This is a genomic window from Streptomyces xanthophaeus (genome assembly GCF_000725805.1).
GTDB lineage: Bacteria > Actinomycetota > Actinomycetes > Streptomycetales > Streptomycetaceae > Streptomyces > Streptomyces xanthophaeus.
In genome coordinates, this window is sequence record NZ_JOFT01000011.1 from 343,258 (window position 1) to 366,618 (window position 23,361).

Genomic DNA, 23,361 nt, shown 5'->3' on the forward strand with positions numbered 1-23,361 from the left:
CACCCCGCTGTGCGCGCCCGCGAAGGGACTGCGGTCGAGTGAACCCGGCGTGGCCGACGGACCTTTGCCGGCCCCTTTGATGTATGGGGCGTGCGGGCAACCCCATGTACGCGGCCCGCGCCCCGATTTCAGGTCCGGGGACGGGTAGACTCCGGCCGCCCGGACCAAGAACCGTTCGCCGGTGGGCAGCAGACGGGCGTATGACACGGGGCGCGGGCATCTTGTTGCAAACGACAACGAGTTGCACGCAATCTCCCCGCATCGCCATGTGAACACACCCTTGACCTCGATCACGGTTGAGGTGTGAGGATGATCCACATGACCACGGAATCCACATCCCACGCGGCAGACATCGAAGCGATCAACCGGCTCGTCGCCACCGTCGAACACTCCCAGCGGAACAAGGACCCCGAGGAGTTCCTCGGCCTCTTCCACCCGGACGCGATCTGGACGACGGCCCACGGCAAGGTCCTCATAGGCCTCGACGCGATCTCGGAATTCACCCGCAAGGTCCTCCCCGCGGCGAGCTGGGACGGCGAGGTCACCTACGAGGTGGGCCACGTGCTCTTCATCCGCCCCGACGTCGCGGCGGTCAAGGTCCGCCAGCGTTACTTCTCCCCGGGCGAGGAGAGCGAGGGCGCCCCGCTGTACGTGATCTCGAAGCAGGCCGACGGCCGCTGGCTGCTGACCGCCTGCCAGAACACGGGGGTCGTGGCCGCCTGAGGTGCTCGTTTCCCGCCTGACCTCACCCCGGAGCGGCCGAGCCCGCCCTGCGCCCTCCTCGACCGTCCCGGGTACCGGGCATCGGACGCCCGATGCCCGGTACCCGGAGCCGGTCAGTCCGGCTGTCCGCCGGCACCCGGTGCGGTGACGAGGGCGAGTGCGGTGCGGGCGACCAGGGCGTCCGTCGCGGCGGACGGGGTCCCCGCGATGCCCGAGCGCATCAGGGCGCTGCCTTCGAGCAGGGCGATGAACACCTCTGCGCGTGCGCGGTGTTCGCCCGCCGACAGGTGGGGCAGGTGGAGCCGGATCTGTCCGGTGACCAGGTCCGCGTAGTGTCCGTAGAAGGTGCGGACGGCCGCGGCGACCGCCTCGTCCCGGGCGGCCAGGGCCCACAGTTCGACGAAGACCCTGACCAGCTCGGGGTCGTTCTGCTCGGCGAGCAGCAACTCGATCAGCCGGTCCAGCGCAACCGCTTCCGTACTGTCCGGGGCGAGGCCCGGGGCCACCTCGGTGAGGCGGTCCAGCGAACGGCGCAGGAGACGGTCGAGCACGGCCTCCAGGAGGGTGTCGCGGGTCGGGAAGTAGTACTGGAGGTGGCCGAGGCGGACCCCGGCCGCTTCGGCCACGGCCCGCAGGGACAACGCCCCGTGGCCGCCGCCCACCAGGGTGCGTTCCGCCGCGTCCAGGAGGGCGGTCCGGCGGGCCGACCCCTTCGCGGTGCTCATGCGGCGGCGCGGGTGGTGGGCGCGGCGTACGCGGCGGGGCCCGCTTCGACGACGACGCGCACGCCGGCCGCCTCCAGGGCGGGCAGGACGGATCGCGGCAGCGGGTGCGACTCGGGGAAGGCGAGCCCGGGGCGCGGGGACGCACCGTCGGTACCGAGTACGCGGTCCAGCCCGAGCAGGGCTCCGACCGCCGTGAGGTGCGCCTGGCCGTGCGGGTCGGTGACGGTGGCCCGCAGGACCCCGAGCGGCCCTTCGACCTCGACGGACAGGCCCGCGGTGCCACCCTCCCCCGGGGCGTGGAGCAGACGGCGGCGCAGCGGACGCCAGCGGTCGCCGCGGGCGTGCCGGAAGAAGCCGATGCGGCCCAGGCCGACGAGGGTGGAGGTGGCGGCGGTGCTGCTGAAGCCGATGCGGGTGGTCACGGTGCGCGCGCCGAGGGTCAGCGGCAGGGTGAACTGTTCGGGTGTGTCGATCCTGGCCACCTTGGTGCGGTGCTCCCCGACGGCCTGGGTGCGCGCGCCGCTGAGGGGGGTGACGGACACGGTCCTGCCCTCCTCGCGCACCTCGAAGTCGACTCCCAGGCGGTCCATGAACTCCACCGAGTCCGCCCCGGAGCGGTCGGCCAGGTCGTAGCGGATCGCGGTCTCCACCCGGTCGGCCCCGCCCAGCCGCTCGGCGAGGGCCGCGGCGACCAGGGGCACGACGCCGCCCATCCAGCCCGAGGACAGCAGGACCGGTGCGGGCGCCGATGCGGCGCCGGGCGCGCCGAGGGAGACCAGCGCGGCGGCGCGGTGCACCCGGGACGTCCAGCGGGTCACGTCCACGTACGGCACGGCGCCGGCGAGGGCGGCCCGCAGGACGCGGTCGTCCGGATCGTTGACCACGCTCACGACGGCCCGTACCGCGGCCCGGAACGGAGCCGGGTCGCCGAGGTCCCAGCGCCGCGCCTCGGCGGCGAGCGCGCGGCTCAGGTCATCGGCCTTCTCCGGCGAGCGGCCCACCAGCAGGAGCGGCCACCGGCCGGCCGCCGCGCGCGCCAGCTCCGCTCCCACCGTTCCGTACCCGCCGACGAGGAGCACCGGTCCGTCGGGGTCGTGCAGCAGTTGATCGTTGTCCATGCGGCAAACTATAGGTCATGCGACCTAGAAACCCGCCCGCACCTTCTAGCCGCCGAGCCAGCTGCCGGCGTCCAGGCGCAGGGCGGCCTCCGCGGGTACGACCGAACGGAGGGCGGCCTCGACCTCCCGCAGCCGGTCCGCGCCGATCTCCGCGGCCCATTCGGCGCGCAGTTCGTCGAAGACCGCGGCCGAGCGGGCGAGCGCGGAGCGGCCGTACGGGGTGAGCCGGACGAGCTTGCGGCGCGCGTCGCCGGGGTCGTCGGTGCGTTCGGCGTACCCGAGGGCGAGGAGGCGGTCCACCGTCTTGCCCGCGGCCTGCTTGGACACCCCCAGGCGCCGCCCGATCTCACTGGCGGTGGCTCCGTGGACGCCGATGGCCTGCATGGCGAAGCCGTGGGCGGGGCGCAGGTCGCGGTGGCCCTCCGCGGCGAGCCTGGCGTGCAGGCGGTCGATGAGCGTGCGGAACCCGCCGAGGAGGAGCAGGGGCAGCTCGTAGCCGGGGCCCTCGGAATTGCCCTTGCCCGAATCGACAACCTGGTTTACGTTTTCCCCATCGCGATAGTCAACCATGTTGTCGATTCTACCCTCCCCTCCCTTCCCCGCCCCCTTTCCTGGAGCCGCTGTGACCGCCGACCTGTCCACCCGTACCGCGCACGCCGTCGCCCTCCTCAAGGAGTCACCCGAAACCCTGGACGGCTTCCTCGAGCTCAGCCGGACCTTCGAGGCCACGACACTGGACGCGCACTCCCGCGAGACCGTGATCCTGACGGTGGCCACGCACCACCAGTGCCACCTGTGCGTCGACATGCACGAAGCCAAGCTGTCCGGCCTCGGCCCGGCCCCCGACCCCGCCCGGCTGGAGGCCGTCCGCCTCTTCACCCTGCGGGTTCTCGCTTCGTCCGGCGCCGTGAGCGACGCCGAGCTGGCCGATTTCCATGCCCACGGGTACACCCGCCGCAATGCCCTGGAGGTCGTCCTCGGGGTCGGTGCCTACACCCTGTCTACCTTCGCCAACCGGCTCACCCGCGCCTCATGAGAGCGCGCTGCCGATGCGGTCCTACGCCTGGGCTCCGTAGGTTCCGTACTCCGGAAGCCCCGTCGCGTCGAAGGTGTGCACCGACAGGCCGCCCGGTGTCGTCCGGTGGCTGAGGAGCCGCAGGCCGGCCGGTGCGCCGCCGTCCGGGAACAGGCGCCTGCCGCTGCCCACCACGACCGGGGCGATCACCAGCCGGAAGGTGTCCACCAGCCCGGCGGCCAGCAGGGACTGGGCCAGCCGGGCGCTCCCGTGGACCTGCAGTTCCCGGCCCGGCCGCCGCTTCAGTTCGGCGACCCGGGCGGGGACGTCCCCGTCGAGGATCGTGGTCGGCTCCCACCCCGCCTCGGTCAGGCTGTGGGAGGCCACGTACTTCGGCAAGCCGTTCAGGATGCCCGCGAACGGATGGTCGGGCATCTGCGGCCAGTCCCGCGCGAAGTTCTCGTAGGTGCGGCGGCCGAAGAGGAAGGCGTCCGCCTCGGCAAGCCAGGTGCCGGCCAGCCGCTCGAACTCCTCGTCCAGGTGCGGTACGAACCAGCCGCCCCGCGTGAACCCGTCGCTGGTGTCCTCTTCCGGGGACCCCGGCCCCTGGGACACGCCGTCGAGCGTCAGGAACTCCTGCACGACCAGCTTCATTGCGCACCACTTCCTCTTCGGTGGGGACGCGATCGTCCCACTCCCGGACTCGGCGGGGCGCCGGGACCCACCGGACGGCTGCGGGCTCAGCAGACGGGTCTCAGCAGACGGGTCTCAGCAGCTGACGGTGCCCTTGCGCAGTGCGTGGCCGCCGCTGTTGCCGTCGTCGGACCAGTGGACGGGCTTGACGCCCCCGACGCACTCGTCGGCGCCGGCCACGGTGAAGCCCTCGTTGTTGAGATCGGCCATGCCGGACGGGCGGTGGTGGACCGCGGAGACCGCGAAGGCTCCGGACGCGTCGATGCGCAGCGTGCGGTGCTGTCCGCCGCAGGTGTCGTCGCAGACGGCCCACAGACGCGAGGCCTGCGGCTCCCACTGCACCTCCATGACGCCGGCCAGGCCGCTGGCGACGGTGGCCACGCGGGTGAAGGCACCCGAGTCCTGCAGGACGTAGCCGTGGAGCGCTCCGGTGCCCTCGACGCCGACGAAGAACACCCCGCCGGTGTGGGCTCCGTAGCGGGCCGGGTCGTAGGCCGCGCCGGTCGAGGCGTCCTTGAACCCGGCCCCGGTCAGGTGGGTGTCGGGAACCCAGGTGATGCCTTCGAGGCCGAGGTTGGAGCCCACCGGCGGCAGGTCGGAGGTCAGGTCCCACTCCTTGGTGGCGGTCAGCGTGGACGCCGTCCCGCTCACGTCGTAGCGCAGGACGGACAGCCGACTGGTCCCGGAGGAGCCGCTGTTGCGCTCGCTGGAGACGAAGACCCCGCCCGCGGCCCCCGCGGCGGTGAGCGTGACGCCCTCGGCGTCGGGGGTGCCGGAGCCGCCGCCCGGGAAGCGCAGCGTCTTGCCGGAGGACCAGCCGTTCGCCGTGTCGGGGGTCCACCCGCCGGAACCGTCCCGGACCAGGCGCCACAGCTTGCCGGAGTTCTGGGCGGCCCACATCACGGCGCCCTCCTGGTGGAGGCCGCTGAGGTCCTGGCCGAAGACGTCCGCGGCGTCGGCCGTGGTCACCGAGCCGCCGCCCGGCCAGGCGACCGGAGTGACGCCGCCTCCCCCGCCGGTGCCGCAGGCGTTCGGGGCGCCGAGCGTCACCGCGGCCGCCTTGAACGGGCCGGCGCCGTCGGCGCAGCGCGACCACGAGGGGCCGGAGTGGGCGGACCAGCTGAAGCTGTCGACCGGCGTGCTGCCGTCCGGCAGGAACAGGCGCGCCTTGTCGGCGGAGCCCAGGCCGAAGGAGCCGTGGACGTCGAAGGCACGGAACCCGCCGGGAGCCAGCGTGGTGCCGGAGGCGATCTTGTACTTCGAGCTGTTGCTCTCGTCCTTGAGGATCCAGCCCGAGATGTCGACGGTGGAGGTGCCCTTGTTGAACAGTTCGACGGAGTCGTCGACGTCCCCGGTGGTCACGACCTCGTTGATGCGGACGTCGTCGGCCGGGGCGGCGTGCGCCGGAGCGCCGCTCAGGGTTCCCGCGGCCAGCGCCGGACCGGCTACGAGGGCGAGGGCGAGGCGGTGGCGCCGACGGCGCGCGTGTGATGCGGTCACGGTGATCTTCCCGGGGTCGTCGCTGAGGTGCGGCACGAGAATCCCCGTCCGGGCCGAATGGGCCCCCGCGGACAGGGGCCCGGCCCGTGAACGGCGGCCGAACAGCCGTGGCTCCCCGGCGTTCGGGGTACGCAGAGGCAGCGGGCACCGGTCGCGGTGGCCGGGCCTACGGGCGTGGCGCCCCTGCGGAGAGGGCCGCGGGTGACGACACTGAGGGCATGACACGACGGAGAGCCGAGGAAGGCCCGCCGCGAGACCCGACGGGAATCCCGCGGGAGCGCGTCGACTACACCGGCGCGGTGTACGGCTCGCTCCTCGCCGCCTCAGTGGTGGTCGGTGCCGGTTCGCTGGGCAAGTTCCCACGGCTGGAACTCGTCGTGCTGCTGTTCGCCACCGGGGTGGTGTTCTGGGCCGCGCACGTCTTCGCCCGGCTCTTCGGCGAGCGGATCGCCCTCGTGGCCCTGACCCGCAGGGAGATCGGGCGCGTCTGCGGTGCCGAGTGGCCGATCGTCAAGGCGGCCATGCCACCCGCCGTCGCGGTAGCCGTCAGCCCCTTGCTGGGCCTGGACACGGCGGGAGCGGTGTGGCTGGCGCTCTGCGTCGCGGTCGCCGGTCAGGTCGGCTGGGCGGCGTACGCCGCGTACCGGGCGGGCGCGACGCGCCGTACGGTGGCGGCGGCCGCGGCCGTCAACCTGGTACTCGGCCTGGTCATCGTCGCCCTGAAGGTCACGCTGAAGCACTGACGCGGGCTGACGGGCCCTGTGACGGGGATGGATGCCGCGACGGGCCCAGCGGCATATCGTCCCGTATATGGGTGAAGCGGACGGGACCTCCTGCGAGGGGCCGGAGCAGCTGGACGGGCCCCTCGCCCGTCTCATGCTGGAGACCGGCGCCTCCGTCGGGCTGGTCTACCTGCTGGCGCCGGGCGAGCGGGTCCTGCGGCTGGGGCTGGTGGCAGGGGCGCCGCCGCAGATCACCGCTCCGTGGGCGCGCATCTCCCTGGACGAATCGATCCCGGTGGCCGACGCCGTCCGGGAGCGGCGGCTGGTCTGGCTGGGCGGCGGCCAGGAGGAGATCGCCCGCCGGTACCCCCGGCTGGGGCTGGTCCTCCCGTACGAGTTCCTGCTCGCCGCGGCACCGATCACCGGCAGCGACGAGGCGTGGGGCGGCGTGGTGCTTCTGTGGCCCGTCCGGCACCCTCCGCAGCTCAGCCCGCGGGAGGAGGCCGCGATCGAGGCGTTCGTCCGCCGGGCCGCCACGTGCGTGGAGCAGGGGGCCGGGGAGGGCGGGGAACGGTGGCCGCCGTCGGGCGAGCCCCGGTTCGTCTGCGCGCCGCAGCCGCGGGTCACGGATCCGGCCCAGGCCGCCGCGGCGCTGGAGTTCGCCGAGCGGCTGCCCCTGGGCTGCTGCGCCCTGGACCTCGACGGCAGGATCACCTTCATCAACACGGCCGGCGCCGACCTGGTCGGGGACCAGGCCTCCTGGCTCCTGGGCAGGCGCCCCTGGGAGGCACTGCCCTGGCTGCGCGACCTCGTCGTCGAGGACCGCTACCGGGCCGCGATCGTCTCCCGCCTTCCGACGGCCTTCACGGCGCTGCGCCCGCCCGATGTCCGTCTGCTCTTCGAGCTGTACCCGGACGAGCACGGGATCAGCGTGCACATCTCCCCCGCCGGGCCCGAGGGCACGGGTGCGGGAGGTCCGGCCGCCCCGGCCACCGGGCAGGGGGCGAGTCCACAGGAGATGGTCGGGGCGATGGCCCTGTACCACCTCACACATCTGGCCGTGGCCCTCGCCGAGGCCGCAGGCGTCCGGGACGTGGCGGAGCTGCTGGCCGAACAGATCGTGCCGGCGCTCGGCCCGCAGGGCCTGGTGCTGATGGTGGTGGAGGAGGGCCGGATGCGGATCGTCAGCCACCGCGGATATCCGCAGGAGTTCCTCGACCGGTTCGACGGAGCGCCGCTGACCTCGGAGGTCGCCAATGCCCGGGTGCTCACCACCGGATCCCCGGTCTTCTTCTCCACCTACGAGGAATTCCACCGCGCCCACCCCTCGGCGCCCCGGTACGCGGGACGCAACGCCTGGGCGTTCCTGCCGCTGGCCGCTTCCGGCCACCCGGTGGGCTCGCTGATCCTCTCCTACGACCGGCGGCGGGCCTTCCCCCCGGCCGAGCGGGCCCTGCTGACCTCGCTGGCCGGGCTGATCACCCAGGCACTGGACCGGGCCCGCCTCTACGACGCCAAGCACGACCTGGCCCACACCCTGCAGACCGCCCTGCTCCCCCACACCCTGCCGCGGGTCCCGGGCCTGGAGGTGTCGGCCCGCTACCGGCCGGCCGGGCAGGGCCTGGACATCGGCGGCGACTTCTACGACCTCATCCGGCCCACACCTTCCACGGTGGTCGCCGCCATCGGCGACGTGCAGGGCCACAACGTCAAGGCCGCCGCGCTCATGGGGCAGGTCCGCACCGCCGTGCACGCCCACGCCACCTCGGGCGCGCCGCCCTCGGTCCTCCTCACCCGGACGAACCAGTTGCTGGCGGATCTCGATCCTGGCCTGTTCACCAGCTGCCTGATCGTCCAGGTCGACCTCGACCGGCAACGGGCGTACCTCTCCAGCGCGGGCCATCCCCCGCCCCTGCTGCGGCACCCGGACGGACGCACCGACGTCCTGGAGGTGCCTCCGGGGCTGCTGCTCGGCATCGAGCCGTCCGCCGCGTACCAGACCATCGAGATCCCCTTCCCACCGGGCGCGCTCCTCGCCCTCTACACCGACGGACTGGTCGAAACCCCCGGCACCGACATCGACGAGGCCACCCTGAGCCTCGCCGGACACCTCGCTGCCGCCGGGGACGACAGCCTGGACGAGGTCGCGGACTCCCTGCTGCGGTACGCCGAACGCGCCGGGCCCCGCCACGACGACATCGCCCTGCTCCTGCTGCGGCCCGGCCCCAGGGGCGGCGGCTGACGGACCGGGCGCAGGCCCGGGCTCGTGTCGGGTGACCCGCCCGGGGCGCGGCAGGTCCGCCCGGGCAACATGGGGCCGTGAGTACTGCGCCCGCGGAGGCCCTGTCCGTCCTTCTCCTCGTGATCGTGCTGGCATCGGCGGTCATCCGTCCGTGGGGCTGGCCCGAGGCGGTCGTCGCCGTCCCGGCCGCCGGCGTCGTCATCGCCACCGGGGCGATCTCGCTGGACCACGCGGCCGAGGAGGTCGCGCGGCTGGGTCCGGTGATCGGCTTCCTGGCGGCCGTACTCGTCCTGGCACAGCTGTGTGACGACGAGGGCCTGTTCCGCGCGTGCGGCGCATGGATGGCCCGTACCTCGGCGGGCCGGCCCCGCCGTCTGCTGGTGCAGGTCTTCGCCCTCGCCTCGGTGATCACCGCGGTGCTCAGTCTGGACGCCACGATCGTGCTCCTGACCCCGGTGGTGTTCGCGACCTCCGCCCGGCTGGGAGCCCGGTCGCGGCCGCACGTGTACGCCTGCACCCACCTGTCGAACACGGCCTCGCTGCTGCTGCCGGTGTCGAACCTGACCAACCTGCTGGCCTTCGCGGCCAGCGGACTGAGCTTCACCCGGTTCGCCGCCCTCATGACCCTTCCCTGGCTGGTGGCCATCGCCGTCGAGTACGTCGTCTTCCGCCGGTTCTTCGCCACCGACCTCGATGCCGGTGCCAGTGCCCCGGCCACCGGGCAGCAGCCCGAGGTGCCGGTGTTCGCGCTGGTCACGGTGGGGTGCACACTGGCCGGTTTCGTGCTCACCTCGGCGTTCGGCGTCGACCCCGCGTGGGCGGCGTTCGCGGGCGCGGCCGTCCTCACGGTCCGCGCCCTGGCCCGTCGCCGCACCACCCCCCGCGCCGTGCTGGGGGCCGCCGCCGTACCGTTCCTGGCCTTCGTCCTGGCCCTGGGCGTCGTGGTCCGCGCGGTCGTCGACAACGGCCTCGGTGCGGCCCTCGGGCGGCTGATCCCGGACGGCACCGGCCTGCCCGAGCTGCTGGCCGTGGCCGCACTGGCCGCCGTACTCGCCAATGTGATCAACAACCTGCCCGCCGTACTGGTGCTGCTGCCGCTGACGGCCCCGTCCGGGCCCGGCGCCGTACTGGCCGTACTCCTCGGGGTGAACATCGGCCCGAACCTCACCTACGCCGGTTCCCTGGCCACCCTGCTGTGGCGGCGCATCGTGCACGCCCACGACGGGGAGGTGGAGCTGAAGGAGTTCACCCGGCTGGGCCTGTACGCCGTACCTGCAAGCCTCGGCGCCGCCGTCCTGGCACTGTGGGTCTCGCTGACCGCGATCGGAGGAGGCTGACCCCATGGCCACGGTGGTGTGGATCGTCGAGGGAACCTGGCCGGCCTGCGTGGACGCCGCCCGCGCCCACGCGCCCGAGGGCGCGGAGCTCGTCCTGCTCCACGTCACCCCGGCCGATGTCCCCGGCGCGGCGCACGGCGCGTTCGCGGGACTCCTCGGGCGCGGCCATCCCGCCCGCGACCCGGGGATCCGGATGGAGCACCTGGCCGCCGACTCCGCCGAGCAGTTGCTCGACGACGCCGCCCGGCGGCTGGGGCGGCCGTGCGCCCGGCTGGAGCGCGCCGGTGTCCTCGAACGGGAGGTCGTGGCCGCCGCCGAGGGCGCTGACCTGCTCGTCCTAGCCCGCGACGGCGACCGCTCCCACCCCGGGCCCCGCAGCCTCGGCCCTGCCACCCGGTTCGTGGTCGACCACGCGCCGTGCCCGGTCCTGCTGGTGTGGCCCGGGAGCACGCGGCCCGGCCACACCGCCGCGCCTGCGCCGCCGGCTGGGTAGTCCGCTGCCTGCCCGCCGGCCCGGGAGAAGGGCAGGTCAGCAGGTCACGGCGGGTCCGCGACGTCCGGGGCGCTCAGCGCCCGCAGGGCGTCACGGTGGGACACCCAGCCCAGGAACCGGCGCCCGTCCGCGTCCAGGACGGGGATGCCGTCGCCTTCGGTGGCGGGGAAACGGGCCAGCACCTCCCGCAGGCTGTCCGTCCCGCTCACCGCGCGCGCCTCGGCCGCCACCTGCGACACCGGCCGGTCCGGCTCCGTCCCGGCGCCCAGGGCCCCGGCCACGGAGACCGCGCCTACCGTCCCGCGCAGGCGTCCGTCCGCGTCGACCAGCGGAAGGGAGCTGCTGCCTGTCCGCAGCAGGACCGCGGCCGCCTCGCCCAGGGAGGTCTCCGGCGCCAGTACGGCGGGTGGCGGTCCCATGACCGCTGCCGCCTCGACCGCGTCGGGGCCGGTCCGCTCGATGAACACGCCGCGGCGCCGGAGCTTGGCCGTGTAGACGGTCTCGGCGCTGAGCGCCCGGCTGACCCCGGTGGCCACCACCACGGCCGTCATCAGCGGCAGGATCAGCCCGTAGTCGCCGGTCAGTTCGTAGATGATGACCACGGCCGTGATGGGGGCGCGGGCGGAACCGGCGAACAACGCGCCCATGCCGAGGACGGCGCAGACGGTCGCCGAGCCGGCGAGGCCGGGTGCCGCGGCGTCGGCGGCCTGTCCGAAGGCGCTGCCGAGCATCGCGCCGATGAACAGGCTCGGCGCGAACACCCCGCCCGAGCCTCCGATGCCGATGGTCAGGCTGGTGGCGAACACCTTGCCGACGAGCAGGACGAGCGTGAACCCGAGCGCGTAGCCGCCGTCGACGGCCTTCTCCAGGACGGGGTAGCCGACCCCGTACATCTCGGGCAGGGCCAGCAGCACCCCGCCGAGCAGGATCCCGCCGGCCGCCGGGCGCAGCCACTCGGGGCCGCGCCACACGGCGTCGCAGGCGTCCTCGACCAGGTAGAGGACCTTCGTGAACACCACGCCCACGACCCCGGCCAGCACCCCGAGCAGCACGAACAGGGCGTACGCGGCGAGCCCGCCCTGGTCGGCGGGCGGCAGTTCGAGGAAGGTCGTGTCGCCGAGGAAGGCCCGGCCGACGACGCTCGCCGTGACGGCGGCCAGGACGACCATGCCGAAGCGGCGGGCGGTGAAGTCCCGCAGGATCAGTTCCAGGGCGAAGAACACCCCGGCCAGCGGGGCGTTGAAGGTGGCCGCGATGCCCCCGGCCGCGCCGCAGGCCACGAGGACCCGCACCCGGTCCTCGTCGGCCCGTACGACGGCTCCGGCGGTGGACCCGAGGGCCGAGCCGATCTGCACGATCGGCCCCTCCCGGCCCACCGACCCGCCGCCCCCGATGCACAAGGCGGAGGCGAGCGCCTTCACGGCCGCCACCCTCGACGGGATCCGCCCCTGCTGCCGGGCCACCGCGTACATGACCTCGGGGACGCCGTGGCCGCGGGCCTCCTTCGCGTAGCGGTACACGAGCGGCCCGTACAGCGCGCCCGCGACGACCGGGGCGAGCAGGACGAAGTACGGGCCGAGCCACGGGACGAGCGGGTTGGGCGCGTGCCCGGCGTCGGAGTAGTCGGCGTGCCCGGACAGCAGACGGGTGAACAGCTCGATCAGCCACCGGAAGCCGACTGCGCCGAGCCCGGCACCCGCCCCCACCAGCACGGAGAGGACGGCGAAGCCGGCCTGGGTGCTCCGCAGCAGGCGCCCGGCGCCGAGCAGGCCGGTCCGGGGCGGGGGTACGGGGGCGGGTGCGGGATGGGTGGCCATGGGCCCATGCTCGGCAGCGGGTGCCCGCCGGAGCGCGCCACCGGCGGGCATCGGTCCGAGGCCCACTCGAACGGACCAGACCCGGGAACTCCCGGGACGGGGCGGGGCGGCCCGCCACCGCCACCGGGCGTCACCGCCATGGCCCGGGACCGGCCGGGCCAAGCCTTCACCCCTCCGGCCGCGGGCGCGCCACCGGCTGCCGCCGGGGGCGTGGGCACCGGCGCCCTCAGCTGGGCCGTCGGCGCGTACATGCTGGCCGTCGCAGCCGTGGTCGTCCCGGGCGGGCGTCTCGGCGACATGCTGGGCCAGCGGGTCACCGTGGTGGCGGGCGGCCTGGCCTTCGCCGCCGGCGCGGTGGTCGTCGCCGCGAGCGGCAGCGAGGCCGTACTGCTCGCGGGCCGGGTCCTGCAGGGCGTGGGGGCGGCCGCGCTGATGCCGTCGACGATGGCGGTGCTGCGCCTGAGAGCCTCGGGGATCATCAACGTGGTCCGGTAGGTGACGGCCGCGCTGGCCGTCTCCGCGGGCTCACTCGTCTTCCTCGCACGGGGCACCGCCAGGCTGGGTGAGGTGCTCAGGGAGGCGGGCCTGGCGGGGCCGGGGACGGTGGCCGCGGACCGGCTGCTGTCGGGCGCGGTGCTCCCCGCCGGGCAGGCGGCGGGTCCGCTGGTGCGCCAAGCCTTCCACCGGGCCACGGCCGCGGGCCTCGCCCACGGCTTCGCGGGCGCGATGTTCTGGCTCGGAGTGCTCTCCCTGGCGGCGATCCCGCTGTGGCTGCTGCTGATGCCGGCCCTGCGGACGGACCGTCAGGAGGCGCGCGGGGACGGCGGGGGCGGCGGCTCGGGCTCTTCCGGCCGGTAGCGGTGGTGTGTCGTGTCGCCGGATGCGCGGGCGGTGGTGACGCAGACCTGGCGCCCTCGCGGGCCCGCTGTCACCATGCCTCCGTGACCGCCACCCTGCCGACGCCCCCGGGTACCGAACGCGGACCCCGCCAGTGGCCCCTGCTCGGGAACCTGCCGGCCTTCGCCCGCGATCCGCTGGCCTTCTTCGAGACCCTGCGCGACGAGTACGGAGACTGGGTGCCGTGGGCGCTCGGACCGAAGCGCAATGTGCTGGTGTCCCGGCCGGAGCACGCCGGTGAGCTGCTCGGCGCCGTGGAGGGCACGTTCCGGCCGACCGAACTGGGCTGGGCATTCCGGCAGTTGCTGGGCAACGGGGTGGTCGTCGCCACCGGGGACGACTGGCGCCGCAAGCGGGCCCTCGTCCAGCCGGCGGTCCGGCCGCGCCAGGTGCGCGGGTACGCCGCCACGATGGTGGAGTGCGCGGACGCGCTGGCGCGCAGCTGGGCGGAAGGCGCCCGGATCGATGTGCACAAGGAGATGGCCGGGCTGACCCAGCGGATCGCGGTGCGCACCCTCTTCGGGAGCGACGCGGCCGGCCGGGAGGCCCCGATCAGTGCGGCGATGGCCACGGCGCAGCACGAGCTGGGCATCGAGTTCCGGGGGGTGACGCTGTTCCTGCCGCCCTGGGTGCGGACCCCGGGGCGGCGCCGGATGCGGACGGCGGTGGGGGTCCTCGACCGGGAGATCGAGCACGTCATACGCGAGCACGAGGCGGCCTCGGCGGCGGGTGAGGAGCGGGACGACCTGCTGAGCCGGCTGCTCGCGGCCCGCGACGAGCAGGGGCTGCCGCTGTCGCGCAAGGAGCTGCGTGACGAGTCGATCACGCTCTACATCGGCGGCCACGAAACCACCTCGACCACTCTGACCTGGGCCTGGCAGTTGCTGTCAGGGGCGCCGCGGGCGAGGGAACGGCTGACGGAGGAGCTCGACCGGGTGCTCGGCGGGCGGCTGCCCTCGTACGAGGACTACGCGCGGCTGCCGTGGACGCAGCAGGTGGTCAAGGAGGCCCTGCGGATCTATCCGCCGATCTGGCTGATCTCGGCGGTGGCCGGCGAGGGCGCGTCGATCGGCGGCCGGACGGTGCCGGCCGGGACCTCGGTCTGGACGAGCCCCTGGTCGGTGCACCGGGACGAGCGGTGGTTCCCGGAGCCGGAGGCGTTCCGCCCGGAACGCTGGGACGCGGACGCGCCGCATCCGGTGCCGGAACACGCATGGTTCCCGTTCGGCGGCGGTCCGCGGGCCTGCCTGGGCGCGCGGTTCGCCCTGGTGGAGGCGGCGCTGGTGCTGGCCGTACTGGGGCAGCGGTTCCACCTGGACACGGGCGCCGTCCGGGCGACGGTCTTCCCCGGGCTCACCCTGCAGCCTGCGGAGCCCGTCCTTGCGACCCTCCGGCCGAGCCGCCGACAGCCGCCCGCCCGGTGACCGGGCGGTGACCGGGCGGTGACCGGGCGGGCGGTGCGGCCGGGGTCCCGCCCTGCGCGGGGGGCTACGGCCGGTGGGGGCCTCAGCTCACGGCCTGCTTCACGAGTGCGCCGATCCGCGCCTCCACCTCGGCCGTGACCTCGGTCAGCGCGAAACCGGCCGCCCACATCGTGCCCTCGTCCAGCCGCGCCAGGTCGCTGAACCCGAGGGTCGCGTAGCGCGCCTTGAACTTCTCCGCGCTCTGGAAGAAACAGACGACCTTGCCGTCCAGCGCGTAGGCGGGCATCCCGTACCAGAGCTTCGGCGCGAGGACCGGGGCGCTGGCGGCGATGACGGCGTGGACGCGCTCGGCCATGATCCGGTCCGAGTCCTGCATCTCGGCGATCTTCGCGAGCACGTCCCGCTCCGCCTCCGCCGCCTTGTCCGCGCGCGAGCTGCGGCGGGCGGCCGCCTTCAGCTCCTGGGCGTGGTCCTTCATCGCGGCCCTTTCCTCGGCCGTGAATCCCTCGTGCCTGGTGCCGTCGGTCTTGCTCATGACGTTCTCCCCCTTGAGGACCTCGATGTGCAGGCTCTTCGAAGGGGACCATATCCCGGCCGCCGAGCACGTGCTCCCCTCTGCGGAAGCCTCCTCCCCACCCCTGCGCCGAGCACGAACTCCGTTCGTGCCAGCTGCCGTTGGTCCCGCGGGCGGGTGGGGCGGCGGCGCCGTGGCGGCGGCCCCCCAGGAGGGCCCCGTTCCGGATACCCGCAGCCGAACTGCGGCTCCGGCGGAAGCCGCATAGGCTCGGACCAGGGGTCGCTCCGAGCCCTGGGAGGCAGCCATGTCCGAGGCCACCGATGCGATCGGGGCCGATCGCGCACTGAAGGCCCGCCACCGGGCCATGTGGGCCATGGGCGACTATGCGTCCGTGGCCTCCCACGTCATCCCGCGGGCCGGTGCCGAACTCGTCGGCGAGTGCGGCGTACGACGCGGCGACCGGGTGCTCGACGTGGCCGCGGGCGCGGGCAACGCCGCCATTCCCGCCGCTCTGACCGGAGCGGACGTCGTGGCGAGCGACCTGACCCCCGAGCTCCTCGAAGTGGGCCGCAACATGGCCGGGGTGCGCGGCGCGCGCCTGGAGTGGCGCGAGGCAGATGCGGAGCACCTGCCCTTCGCCGACGGGGAGTTCGACGTCGTGATGTCCTGCTTCGGCGTCATGTTCGCCCCGCACCACCAGACGGCCGCCGACGAACTGGTCCGCGTCTGCCGCCCCGGCGGCACGGTGGGCCTGGCGAACTGGACCCCACAGGGCTTCGTCGGCCGGATGTTCGCCACCATGAAGCCGTACGCGCCCCCTGCGCCGCCCGGGGCCCAGCCGCCGCCCCTCTGGGGCGAGGAGGAGCACGTGTACGGACTCCTCGGCGACCGCGTCACGGACGTCGAAGCCCGCCGCCGCACGGTGCGCGTCGACGCCTTCCCGCAACCGGGGGACTTCCGCACCTTCTTCAAGGCCTGCTACGGCCCGACCGTCGCGGTCTACCGCTCACTGGGCGACGACCTCGACCGGGCTGCGGCACTGGACCGCGAACTGGACGCGCTGGCCGAGGAGAACACCCGGGACGGCGTCATGGAGTGGGAGTACCTGCTGCTCACGGCACACCGGACCACACCTCCCACCGCCTGATCCCTTGACGCCTGAAGGACTTTGACCCGTCTGGCCAGTAGCCAGGCGGGTCAAAGTGCGTTCCGGTGGCCGTAGTCAGGGACGACCCGGGGTCAGGAGCCGCTGCCGCGGAACGCCGTGGCGCGCACGGTGGTTCCGCAGAGCGCGAACTCCCCGCCGTCGGCCGGCGACAGCTGGAGCCCGCCCCCTCCCACGCCCAGCACGATCGACGGGGCGACGGTCGGCTCGGCACCGGAGGCGCAGTAGCCGTCGGCCTCCCCGAGCACCGGGGTGAAGGTGAGCTGGGTCGTGGCCCGGCCGCCGACCGGCAGTTGCACGGCGCGGGCCTGGCCCTGTCTCGCCACGTTCAGGGGCTTGTTGCGGTCCGGCGAGCCCTGACCTGCCAGGGCCACGGTCGGGAAGCCCTTCAGTACGCACGCCTTGGGACCGTCGTTGATCACGGTGATCCGCATCTGGCTGTTGCCGGTCCGCTCCGCGCTGTTCGCGATCAGCTGCTTGGTCGGACAGGGAGCGGCAGGCGCCTGCCGCCCGGCCGTCTCCTGCGCCGCCGCGCCCGCGCCGGGCGCCAGCAGCAGCCCTCCGGCCACTGCGGCCGCCACGATCCAAGGGGCCGTGGTCCTGGCCGCACCACCTCGTGTCGGGCCCTTCATCAGGTCCCTCCTCACGGTTCGGTCGGTTCGGTTCGGTTCGGTTCGGTCAGGGAGAGTACTGGCACACCGTGACCCACCCGCCGGGGATGGAGACGCCGCTCTTCGCGCCACAACCCATCTTGGTGTAGCTGGGGTTGATCATGTTGGCGTAGTGGCCCCAGACGGTCTTGTAGCCGGTGCTGTTGCTGTCGTGGTTGGGATCTGCGTCGTAGCCGGCCTTCTCATTGGCCCACTGCCCGACCGCCGCGCTCGGCGCGCTGCTCGACATGTTCTCGGCTCCGTTGGAGATCGGGCCGTGGTTCAGCCGGTTGTTCGCACTGGACGCCGGGTTGTCCGCCCAGGCCTGGGATGCGGAGGCGAGTGCCGCGTCCCAGGTCAAGGGCTGTTGGCCGGCGTCCTGGCGCACTTTGTTGGTTTCGGCGAGCATCGCCGCCTGGTCCGCGGGGCTCACCTCGGCGAAGGCCGATCCGGACCCCGCCGTCAGCAGGATGCCTCCGGCCATCAGAGCCGCTGCGAGCGTCCTGACGCGACGGTGCGTGCGAGTGGAATTCTTCATTGCGACCTCCAGGTCGCCCGGACAGCAGAAAGTGCCGGCAGGTGCATCACCGGCCGGCACCGAAAGCGGGCCGTACGGCCGGCTCATGCGATGGCCGGTACGCCATCGGCAACGGGTGTGACGGGCAGCCTCAGGGCCGCCGTCCCCTCACCTGAACAGCCTAGGTCGGGGGCCTGTGCGCGGCGACCGGAGACCCGGCCGGCCCGGCGGTACGCGTCAGGCGGCGCTGGACGCGCGCCGGATCGCGTCGAGCGCGCGCCTGACGTCGTCGTCGGTCGTCGACCAGTTGCTCACCGAGATGCGCATGACGCGCCGGCCGTGCCAGGTCGAGCCGCTGATCCACGCCGTGCCGTCGTCGAGCAGCCGGGCGAGGACCCGTTCCGTGCGCGCGTCGTCGCCGAAGGAGGCGCAGACCTGGGTGAACGTCACCTCGTTGAGTACGGTCGCGCCTTCGATCGCGGCGATGCCGGTGGCGAACGCACGGGCGTGCCCGCACAGTCGGTCGACGAGGTCGGCCACACCCGACCGGCCGAGGGACCGGAGCGCCGCCCACACCGGGAAGGCCCGCCCGCGGCGGGAGAGTTCGGGCACCTTGTCGACGGGATCGCCCTGTTCGTGCTGGATGAGGTAGTCGCCGCGCAGGCCCATCGCCGCCCTGAGCGCCGACGGGTCCCGTACGACGGCGAGGCCGCAGTCATAGGGGACGTTCAGGGTCTTGTGGGCGTCCGTCGCCCACGAGTCGGCGTCCGCACAGCCCGCCGTCAGATGTGCGTACTGCGGGGAGGCAGCGGCCCACAGTCCGAAGGCCCCGTCCACGTGCACCCACGCGCCCGTCTCCCGCGCGGCCCGGATCGCCTCGGGGAAGGGGTCGAAGGCGCCGGAGTGGATGTCACCGGCCTGGAGGACGACGAGCGTGGGGCCCTGCTCCCCCGCCGCCAGGGCATGACGCAGGGCCTCGGGCCCGATGCGCCCCTGGGCGTCCGCCGGCACCAGCTCGGGCGTGCCGAGCCCCAGGTAGCGCAGTGCCAGGTCGACGGCCATGTGGCGGTCCGCGCCGGCGAGGACCCGTACGGCCGGACCTCCGGCCAGCCCGTCGTGGGTGACGTTCCAGCCGGTGCGCCGCAGCACCGCGTCGCGGCCCGCGGCGAGGCAGGTGAAGTTGGCCATCGTGGCGCCGGTGGTGAAGCCGACGGCGCTGTCGCGCGGCAGGTCCAGCAGATCGAGCAGCCAGGCACCGGCGATCTCTTCGACCGCCGCGTAGGCGGGTGAGGCGGCGCGCATCACGGCGTTCTGGTCCCAGGCGCTGACGAGCCAGTCCGCGGCCAGGGCGGCCGGTTCGGTGCCGCCGACCACGAACCCGTAGAAGCGGCCGCTGGGGAAGGCGGTGAGCCCCGGTTCGCAGGCCGTGGCCAGCAGGTCCACGGTCGCGGCCGGCGCGCTGGGGCCGTCGGGCAGTACGGCACCGAGCGCGCGCACGACCTCTTCGACCGAGGCGTCGGCCGGCACCCGGCGCTCGGACAGGCTGGCCAGCCAGCGCAGGGCATGACCGTAGGCCTGGCGGAGCGCCGCCTCGCGGGCATCCATACCTCGGACTATGGGACGGTCGCCCCCGCCGCGCAAGCCACGGCCGGAACGCACGGGACGCCCGCTCCCCGGTTTCCGGGGGGGCTCGCGGGCTCCCGGCCCCACGGGCTCGCGGGCCCGCGGATCAGTCCCGCAGCAGCAGCACGACGGCCGCCAGCAGGACGCCCAGGGCAATGGCGAGGAAGCCGTGGATCAGACGGTGGTCGCGGAGCACCGGCAGGAACCGGTCCACGGCGAAGCGGCCGGGCCCGGTGAGGGCGAGGGTGACGGCCGCGGCCGCGATCAGGGCCTCGAACTCGACGCCCGTCATGCCGAACACGGCGCCCGTCCACTTGAGGGCGATGGCATTGATCATGATGCCGAGGACGGCCGCGGCGGCCAGCGGGGTGAGCAGGCCGAGGATCAGGCCCAGACCGCCGAGGGTCTCGGTCAGGCCCGCGATCACCGCCATGGTCTCGCCCGCCGGGTAGCCGGCCTTGCTGAAGAACATGCCGGTGGCCTTGGTCCCCGGACCGTCGAACCACCGGAACAGTTTCTGCGTGCCGTGGACCAGCATGATCAGCCCGAGCACGACGCGCAGCACGGGCAGGCCGACGTCGTAGGGGGTGGTGTCGGCGGTGCGGGGAGCGACGGAGTACGAAGTCACGGCCATCGTTTCTCTTCCTGTCGGAGGTGAGCGGAGAGGCGCAGCGGGGAACCGGTCAGCCGTACGGGTCAGGCCGCCGAGGGCCCACAGTGCCGAATGATCGAACGAAATGCCCGGTATGCACGTGTGCGAGTCGGCGAGGCCCCGACCGCAGGGTCCGGTCGCCCGGCGGATCGGGCACTCCTACGATGAGGGAGAACGCCTTCGGGGGCTCGGCGACGCCCGGTGCGACCCCGATCGAAAGCGACCGCCCATGGGCAGGGACCACCCGTTCCGCGCACGCGCGTACCGCCGGGCGGCCGTACCGGCGGCAGCAGCGCTCCTCCTGGCCGGTCTCTGCACGGGCACCACCCCCGTCGGCAGGGCCGCGGCCCTGCCACGGCAGGAGTTCGACACGGCCACCGTGGAGAAGCTCGACGCGGCGCTCACGAAGCTGATGAAGGAGGCTGCGATCCCGGGCCTCAACGTCGGCGTGTGGATACCCGGCCGCGGCACGTACGCGAAGGCCTTCGGGGTCGCGGACAAGAAGACCGGCACTCCGATGAAGACCGACCTCCACACGCGGATCGGCAGCGTCACCAAGACCTTCACGGTCACCGGCCTCCTCCAGCTCGTCGACCAGGGCAAGGTCGGCCTCGACGACCCGGTCTCCCGGTACGTGGCCGGGGTCCCCGGCGGGGACGCGATCACCGTCCGCCAGCTGGCCGACATGCGCAGCGGCCTGTTCGACTACACCCAGGACCAGAAGTGGCTCGCGGGCATGCGCGCCGACCCGTACCGGGTCTACACCCCTCGCGAGCTCCTGGACATCTCGTTCGCCCACCCGCCGAACTTCGAGCCGAACGCCAAGTGGGAGTACAGCAACACCAACACGATCCTCCTGGGTCTGCTGATCGAGAAGACCCAGGCCGAACGGCTGCGGACGCTCCCGACCGGGGTCCCAGGGATCTCCTACGGACTCGGCATCCTCGACTCCGGCGGCTGGCTCGGCCACAACGGCGAGATCCCCGGTTACGAGTCCATGGCCGCCCAGCTCCCCGCCGAGAAGGCCACGCTCGTCGTACTCGTCAGCTCCGACATCGACCACAACGGCAAGAACCTGTCCTCGCTCGTCGGCAATGCGGTCACCTCCATCGTGACCCCCGACCACCTCTGGCCCGCCCCGGTACCCACCGCGCCGCACTAGCGGGTCCGGGCCCGCACGCGACGACGGAAGGGGCCTGTCCGACACGGGGTGGTGTCGGACAGGCCCCTTCCGGTGGCCGGAGTGCCGGGCCCGGGGCCCGGCGGAGCCGGTTAGTCCGTGCCGGACTCCATCGCCGCGCGGTCCAGCATCTCCTCGTCCGCGGAGACCTCGCCGCGGGAGGCGATGGCCTCGGCGCCGCCCTCCTGGAGGGTGCCGATCAGGCCGGTCGCCGCGGCCTGGGCGGCGCCGATGGCCGGGTTGGCGGTACCGATGAGGCCGAGGACGGCGTACTGCTCCAGCTTGGCGCGCGAGTCGGCGATGTCGAGGTTGCGCATGGTGAGCTGGCCGATCCGGTCCACCGGGCCGAAGGCCGAGTCCTCGGTGCGCTCCATGGACAGCTTGTCCGGGTGGTAGCTGAACGCCGGGCCCGTGGTGTCGAGGATCGAGTAGTCCTCGCCGCGCCGCAGCCGCAGGGTCACCTCACCGGTGACGGCCGCGCCGACCCAGCGCTGCAGCGACTCGCGCACCATGAGCGCCTGCGGGTCCAGCCAGCGGCCCTCGTACATCAGCCGGCCGAGACGCCGTCCCTCGTTGTGGTACTGGGCGAGGGTGTCCTCGTTGTGGATCGCGTTGACCAGCCGCTCGTACGCCGCGTGCAGCAGGGCGAGGCCCGGGGCCTCGTAGATGCCGCGGCTCTTGGCCTCGATGATCCGGTTCTCGATCTGGTCGGACATGCCCATGCCGTGCCGGCCGCCGATGGCGTTGGCTTCCATCACCAGGTCGACCGGCGAGGAGAACTCCTTGCCGTTGATCGTCACCGGGCGGCCCTGGTCGAAGCCGATCGTCACGTCCTCGGTGGCGATCTCGACGGACGGGTCCCAGAACCGCACACCCATGATCGGGTCCACGTTCTCCACGCCGGTGTCCAGGTGCTCCAGGGTCTTGGCCTCGTGCGTGGCGCCCCAGATGTTGGCGTCGGTGGAGTACGCCTTCTCCGTGCTGTCGCGGTAGGGCAGCTCGTGGGCGAGCAGCCACTCCGACATCTCCTTGCGGCCGCCGAGCTCGGTCACGAAGTCCGCGTCCAGCCAGGGCTTGTAGATCCGCAGGTGCGGGTTGGCGAGCAGGCCGTAGCGGTAGAACCGCTCGATGTCGTTGCCCTTGAAGGTGGAGCCGTCGCCCCAGATCTGTACGTCGTCCTCGAGCATCGCCCGGACGAGGAGGGTGCCGGTGACGGCGCGGCCGAGGGGCGTGGTGTTGAAGTAGGCACGCCCGCCCGAGCGGATGTGGAACGCGCCGCAGGTGAGCGCGGCGAGGCCCTCCTCCACCAGTGCCGCACGGCAGTCGACCAGGCGCGCGACCTCGGCACCGTAGGTCTTCGCGCGGCCGGGCACCGAGGCGATGTCGGGCTCGTCGTACTGGCCGATGTCGGCGGTGTAGGTGCACGGGATGGCGCCCTTGTCGCGCATCCACGCGACCGCGACCGAGGTGTCGAGACCGCCGGAGAAGGCGATGCCGACGCGCTCGCCGGCGGGAAGGGAGGTGAGGACCTTAGACATAGGAAGAGTATGCGTTACGACGCATGTTCATGCAAACGCGGCCCCACCCCCGCGTGTACCGACCCGCGGGGCCCCCTCCCCGGCGCGCCGCCCGGTGGTGCCGAGCTCCGGTGCCGAGCCGTGGGGCCCAGCCTTGGGCCAGGCCGGCTGTCCGGGGAATCCAGGGTCGGTCCGCCCGTCGGGTCCGGGCCGCCCGGGATGGAATGATGGGGCGGTGCCAGCCATCGGAACCACAGCCGTCGTCATCGAACTCCGGGCGGCCGACGTGCTGTTGGAGGCCGCCGGTCAGGTGGACCCCCGACTGGTGCGGCCGGGTCTGCCCGCCCACGTGACCGTCCTGTACCCGTTCGTACCGGCCGGGGAGCTGACCGACGAGACGGACCGCGCGATCCGCGGGCTCGCCCGTTCGATCCCCGCTGCCGACGTGCACCTCGCCCGGATCATGACGGAGCCGGGCTTCGTCTCGGTGCACGCGGCCGAACTCGAACCCGCCGTCAGCACCTTCCGCGATCACTGGCCGCAGCTGCGACCGTACGGCGGACGCTTCGGGGCGGCCCCCGCCGCTCACGTCACCGTGGCGATGGGCTGCGACGACTCCCAGGCCGAGCGCGTGAGCGAGTTGGTGTCCGGGCTGCTTCCCCTCCGGGCGCGCGCCGAGGCGGTGCACGTGGTCGCCCTGACCGAGCGGGGCTGGAAGCGCAGGCTTTCGGCGCCGTTCTGCTGACGGGCCGCGGCGCACGGCACATCCGCACCGCTCGGGCCGCCGTGTGCGCGGTCCGGGTGAAGTTCCGGACGGAAGCCTCCCGGGCGGGC

24 protein-coding genes are annotated in these 23,361 nt (G+C 73.5%); 12 read left to right on the top strand and 12 right to left on the bottom strand.

Annotated elements, in window-relative coordinates; all coding sequences use genetic code 11:
- The first annotated feature begins 309 nt into the window (after positions 1-309).
- Complete coding sequence (locus tag IO30_RS0105095) at positions 310-723, top strand: SgcJ/EcaC family oxidoreductase (RefSeq protein WP_199920980.1); 414 nt, start codon at positions 310-312, stop codon at positions 721-723.
- A 113-nt stretch (positions 724-836) separates the two neighbouring features.
- On the opposite strand, the gene IO30_RS0105100 is transcribed toward IO30_RS0105095, so the two are convergent.
- Genes IO30_RS0105100 through IO30_RS0105110 form a run of 3 tightly spaced genes read right to left on the bottom strand, consistent with a single transcriptional unit; the run spans position 837 to position 3,136 of the window.
- Positions 837-1,448 carry a TetR/AcrR family transcriptional regulator gene (locus tag IO30_RS0105100; RefSeq protein ID WP_031139686.1) on the bottom strand — a complete coding sequence of 204 codons (612 nt, stop codon included), beginning with the start codon at positions 1,446-1,448 and terminating at the stop codon, positions 837-839.
- On the bottom strand, positions 1,445-2,566 hold the full coding sequence (locus tag IO30_RS0105105) for a saccharopine dehydrogenase family protein (protein WP_031139688.1): 1,122 nt from the start codon (positions 2,564-2,566) through the stop codon (positions 1,445-1,447). The genes IO30_RS0105100 and IO30_RS0105105 overlap by 4 nt, the downstream gene beginning before the upstream one ends.
- A gap of 45 nt (positions 2,567-2,611) precedes the next feature.
- Positions 2,612-3,136 carry a MarR family winged helix-turn-helix transcriptional regulator gene (locus IO30_RS0105110; protein ID WP_031139689.1) on the bottom strand — a complete coding sequence of 175 codons (525 nt, stop codon included), beginning with the start codon at positions 3,134-3,136 and terminating at the stop codon, positions 2,612-2,614.
- Positions 3,137-3,188: 52 nt separating this feature from the next.
- On the opposite strand from IO30_RS0105110, the gene IO30_RS0105115 reads away from it, so the two are divergent.
- Positions 3,189-3,602, top strand: a complete 414-nt coding sequence (locus IO30_RS0105115; RefSeq protein ID WP_031139691.1) for a carboxymuconolactone decarboxylase family protein — start codon at positions 3,189-3,191, stop codon at positions 3,600-3,602.
- Positions 3,603-3,623: 21 nt separating this feature from the next.
- On the opposite strand, the gene IO30_RS0105120 is transcribed toward IO30_RS0105115, so the two are convergent.
- Complete coding sequence (locus IO30_RS0105120) at positions 3,624-4,235, bottom strand: dihydrofolate reductase family protein (protein WP_031139693.1); 612 nt, start codon at positions 4,233-4,235, stop codon at positions 3,624-3,626.
- 114 nt (positions 4,236-4,349) lie between these two features.
- Positions 4,350-5,774 (bottom strand): lamin tail domain-containing protein, encoded by a 1,425-nt coding sequence (locus IO30_RS0105125; RefSeq protein WP_031139695.1) that lies wholly within the window; start codon positions 5,772-5,774, stop codon positions 4,350-4,352.
- A 218-nt stretch (positions 5,775-5,992) separates the two neighbouring features.
- Between IO30_RS0105125 and IO30_RS0105130 the strand changes: the two genes are divergently transcribed.
- The 4 genes from IO30_RS0105130 (at position 5,993) to IO30_RS0105145 (ending at position 10,568) form a co-directional block, all read left to right on the top strand.
- Positions 5,993-6,517 carry a hypothetical protein gene (locus IO30_RS0105130; RefSeq protein ID WP_031139697.1) on the top strand — a complete coding sequence of 175 codons (525 nt, stop codon included), beginning with the start codon at positions 5,993-5,995 and terminating at the stop codon, positions 6,515-6,517.
- Positions 6,518-6,584: 67 nt separating this feature from the next.
- Positions 6,585-8,738, top strand: coding sequence for a SpoIIE family protein phosphatase (locus tag IO30_RS0105135; protein ID WP_031139699.1), 2,154 nt, complete (start codon positions 6,585-6,587; stop codon positions 8,736-8,738).
- Positions 8,739-8,815: 77 nt separating this feature from the next.
- On the top strand, positions 8,816-10,075 hold the full coding sequence (locus tag IO30_RS0105140) for an SLC13 family permease (RefSeq protein ID WP_031139701.1): 1,260 nt from the start codon (positions 8,816-8,818) through the stop codon (positions 10,073-10,075).
- A gap of 4 nt (positions 10,076-10,079) precedes the next feature.
- The gene (locus IO30_RS0105145; RefSeq protein WP_031139702.1) at positions 10,080-10,568 is read left to right on the top strand and encodes a universal stress protein; all 489 of its coding nucleotides are present in this window, start codon (positions 10,080-10,082) and stop codon (positions 10,566-10,568) included.
- A gap of 44 nt (positions 10,569-10,612) precedes the next feature.
- Here the strand turns inward: IO30_RS0105145 and IO30_RS0105150 are convergent, their stop codons facing one another.
- Positions 10,613-12,385: a chloride channel protein gene (locus IO30_RS0105150; RefSeq protein WP_051901898.1), complete on the bottom strand. Its 1,773-nt coding sequence runs from the start codon at positions 12,383-12,385 to the stop codon at positions 10,613-10,615.
- Between the two features lie 138 nt (positions 12,386-12,523).
- Between IO30_RS0105150 and IO30_RS0105155 the strand changes: the two genes are divergently transcribed.
- The 3 genes from IO30_RS0105155 (at position 12,524) to IO30_RS0105165 (ending at position 14,706) form a co-directional block, all read left to right on the top strand.
- Positions 12,524-12,880 (top strand): MFS transporter, encoded by a 357-nt coding sequence (locus IO30_RS0105155; protein WP_031139707.1) that lies wholly within the window; start codon positions 12,524-12,526, stop codon positions 12,878-12,880.
- Positions 12,881-13,243: a hypothetical protein gene (locus IO30_RS0105160; protein ID WP_031139709.1), complete on the top strand. Its 363-nt coding sequence runs from the start codon at positions 12,881-12,883 to the stop codon at positions 13,241-13,243.
- An 83-nt stretch (positions 13,244-13,326) separates the two neighbouring features.
- Entirely contained in the window at positions 13,327-14,706 is a 1,380-nt protein-coding gene (locus tag IO30_RS0105165; RefSeq protein ID WP_051901901.1) for a cytochrome P450, read from the top strand.
- Between the two features lie 82 nt (positions 14,707-14,788).
- Here the strand turns inward: IO30_RS0105165 and IO30_RS0105170 are convergent, their stop codons facing one another.
- Positions 14,789-15,241, bottom strand: a complete 453-nt coding sequence (locus tag IO30_RS0105170) for an iron chaperone (RefSeq protein ID WP_031139714.1) — start codon at positions 15,239-15,241, stop codon at positions 14,789-14,791.
- A gap of 286 nt (positions 15,242-15,527) precedes the next feature.
- Here IO30_RS0105170 and IO30_RS0105175 point away from each other — a divergent pair, with 286 nt between their 5' ends.
- The gene (locus tag IO30_RS0105175) at positions 15,528-16,370 is read left to right on the top strand and encodes a class I SAM-dependent methyltransferase (RefSeq protein ID WP_031139716.1); all 843 of its coding nucleotides are present in this window, start codon (positions 15,528-15,530) and stop codon (positions 16,368-16,370) included.
- A 92-nt stretch (positions 16,371-16,462) separates the two neighbouring features.
- Here IO30_RS0105175 and IO30_RS40095 read toward each other — a convergent pair whose 3' ends face one another.
- The 4 genes from IO30_RS40095 to IO30_RS0105195 all read right to left on the bottom strand — a co-directional run bounded on the left by IO30_RS40095 (position 16,463) and on the right by IO30_RS0105195 (position 19,812).
- A complete protein-coding gene (locus IO30_RS40095; protein ID WP_037893016.1) occupies positions 16,463-17,020 on the bottom strand; it encodes a DUF4232 domain-containing protein in 558 nt (185 codons plus the stop codon).
- A 46-nt stretch (positions 17,021-17,066) separates the two neighbouring features.
- Positions 17,067-17,576: a CAP domain-containing protein gene (locus IO30_RS0105185; RefSeq protein WP_157853101.1), complete on the bottom strand. Its 510-nt coding sequence runs from the start codon at positions 17,574-17,576 to the stop codon at positions 17,067-17,069.
- A gap of 216 nt (positions 17,577-17,792) precedes the next feature.
- Positions 17,793-19,160: a pyridoxal phosphate-dependent decarboxylase family protein gene (locus IO30_RS0105190; RefSeq protein ID WP_031139722.1), complete on the bottom strand. Its 1,368-nt coding sequence runs from the start codon at positions 19,158-19,160 to the stop codon at positions 17,793-17,795.
- A 124-nt stretch (positions 19,161-19,284) separates the two neighbouring features.
- Positions 19,285-19,812, bottom strand: a complete 528-nt coding sequence (locus IO30_RS0105195; RefSeq protein ID WP_031139723.1) for a DoxX family protein — start codon at positions 19,810-19,812, stop codon at positions 19,285-19,287.
- A 247-nt stretch (positions 19,813-20,059) separates the two neighbouring features.
- Here IO30_RS0105195 and IO30_RS0105200 point away from each other — a divergent pair, with 247 nt between their 5' ends.
- Positions 20,060-20,992, top strand: coding sequence for a serine hydrolase domain-containing protein (locus tag IO30_RS0105200; RefSeq protein WP_051901904.1), 933 nt, complete (start codon positions 20,060-20,062; stop codon positions 20,990-20,992).
- Between the two features lie 110 nt (positions 20,993-21,102).
- On the opposite strand, the gene argG is transcribed toward IO30_RS0105200, so the two are convergent.
- Positions 21,103-22,548, bottom strand: coding sequence for an argininosuccinate synthase (gene argG, locus IO30_RS0105205; protein ID WP_031139727.1), 1,446 nt, complete (start codon positions 22,546-22,548; stop codon positions 21,103-21,105).
- A gap of 214 nt (positions 22,549-22,762) precedes the next feature.
- Here argG and IO30_RS0105210 point away from each other — a divergent pair, with 214 nt between their 5' ends.
- The gene (locus tag IO30_RS0105210) at positions 22,763-23,272 is read left to right on the top strand and encodes a 2'-5' RNA ligase family protein (protein ID WP_031139729.1); all 510 of its coding nucleotides are present in this window, start codon (positions 22,763-22,765) and stop codon (positions 23,270-23,272) included.
- The last annotated feature ends 89 nt before the right edge of the window (positions 23,273-23,361 follow it).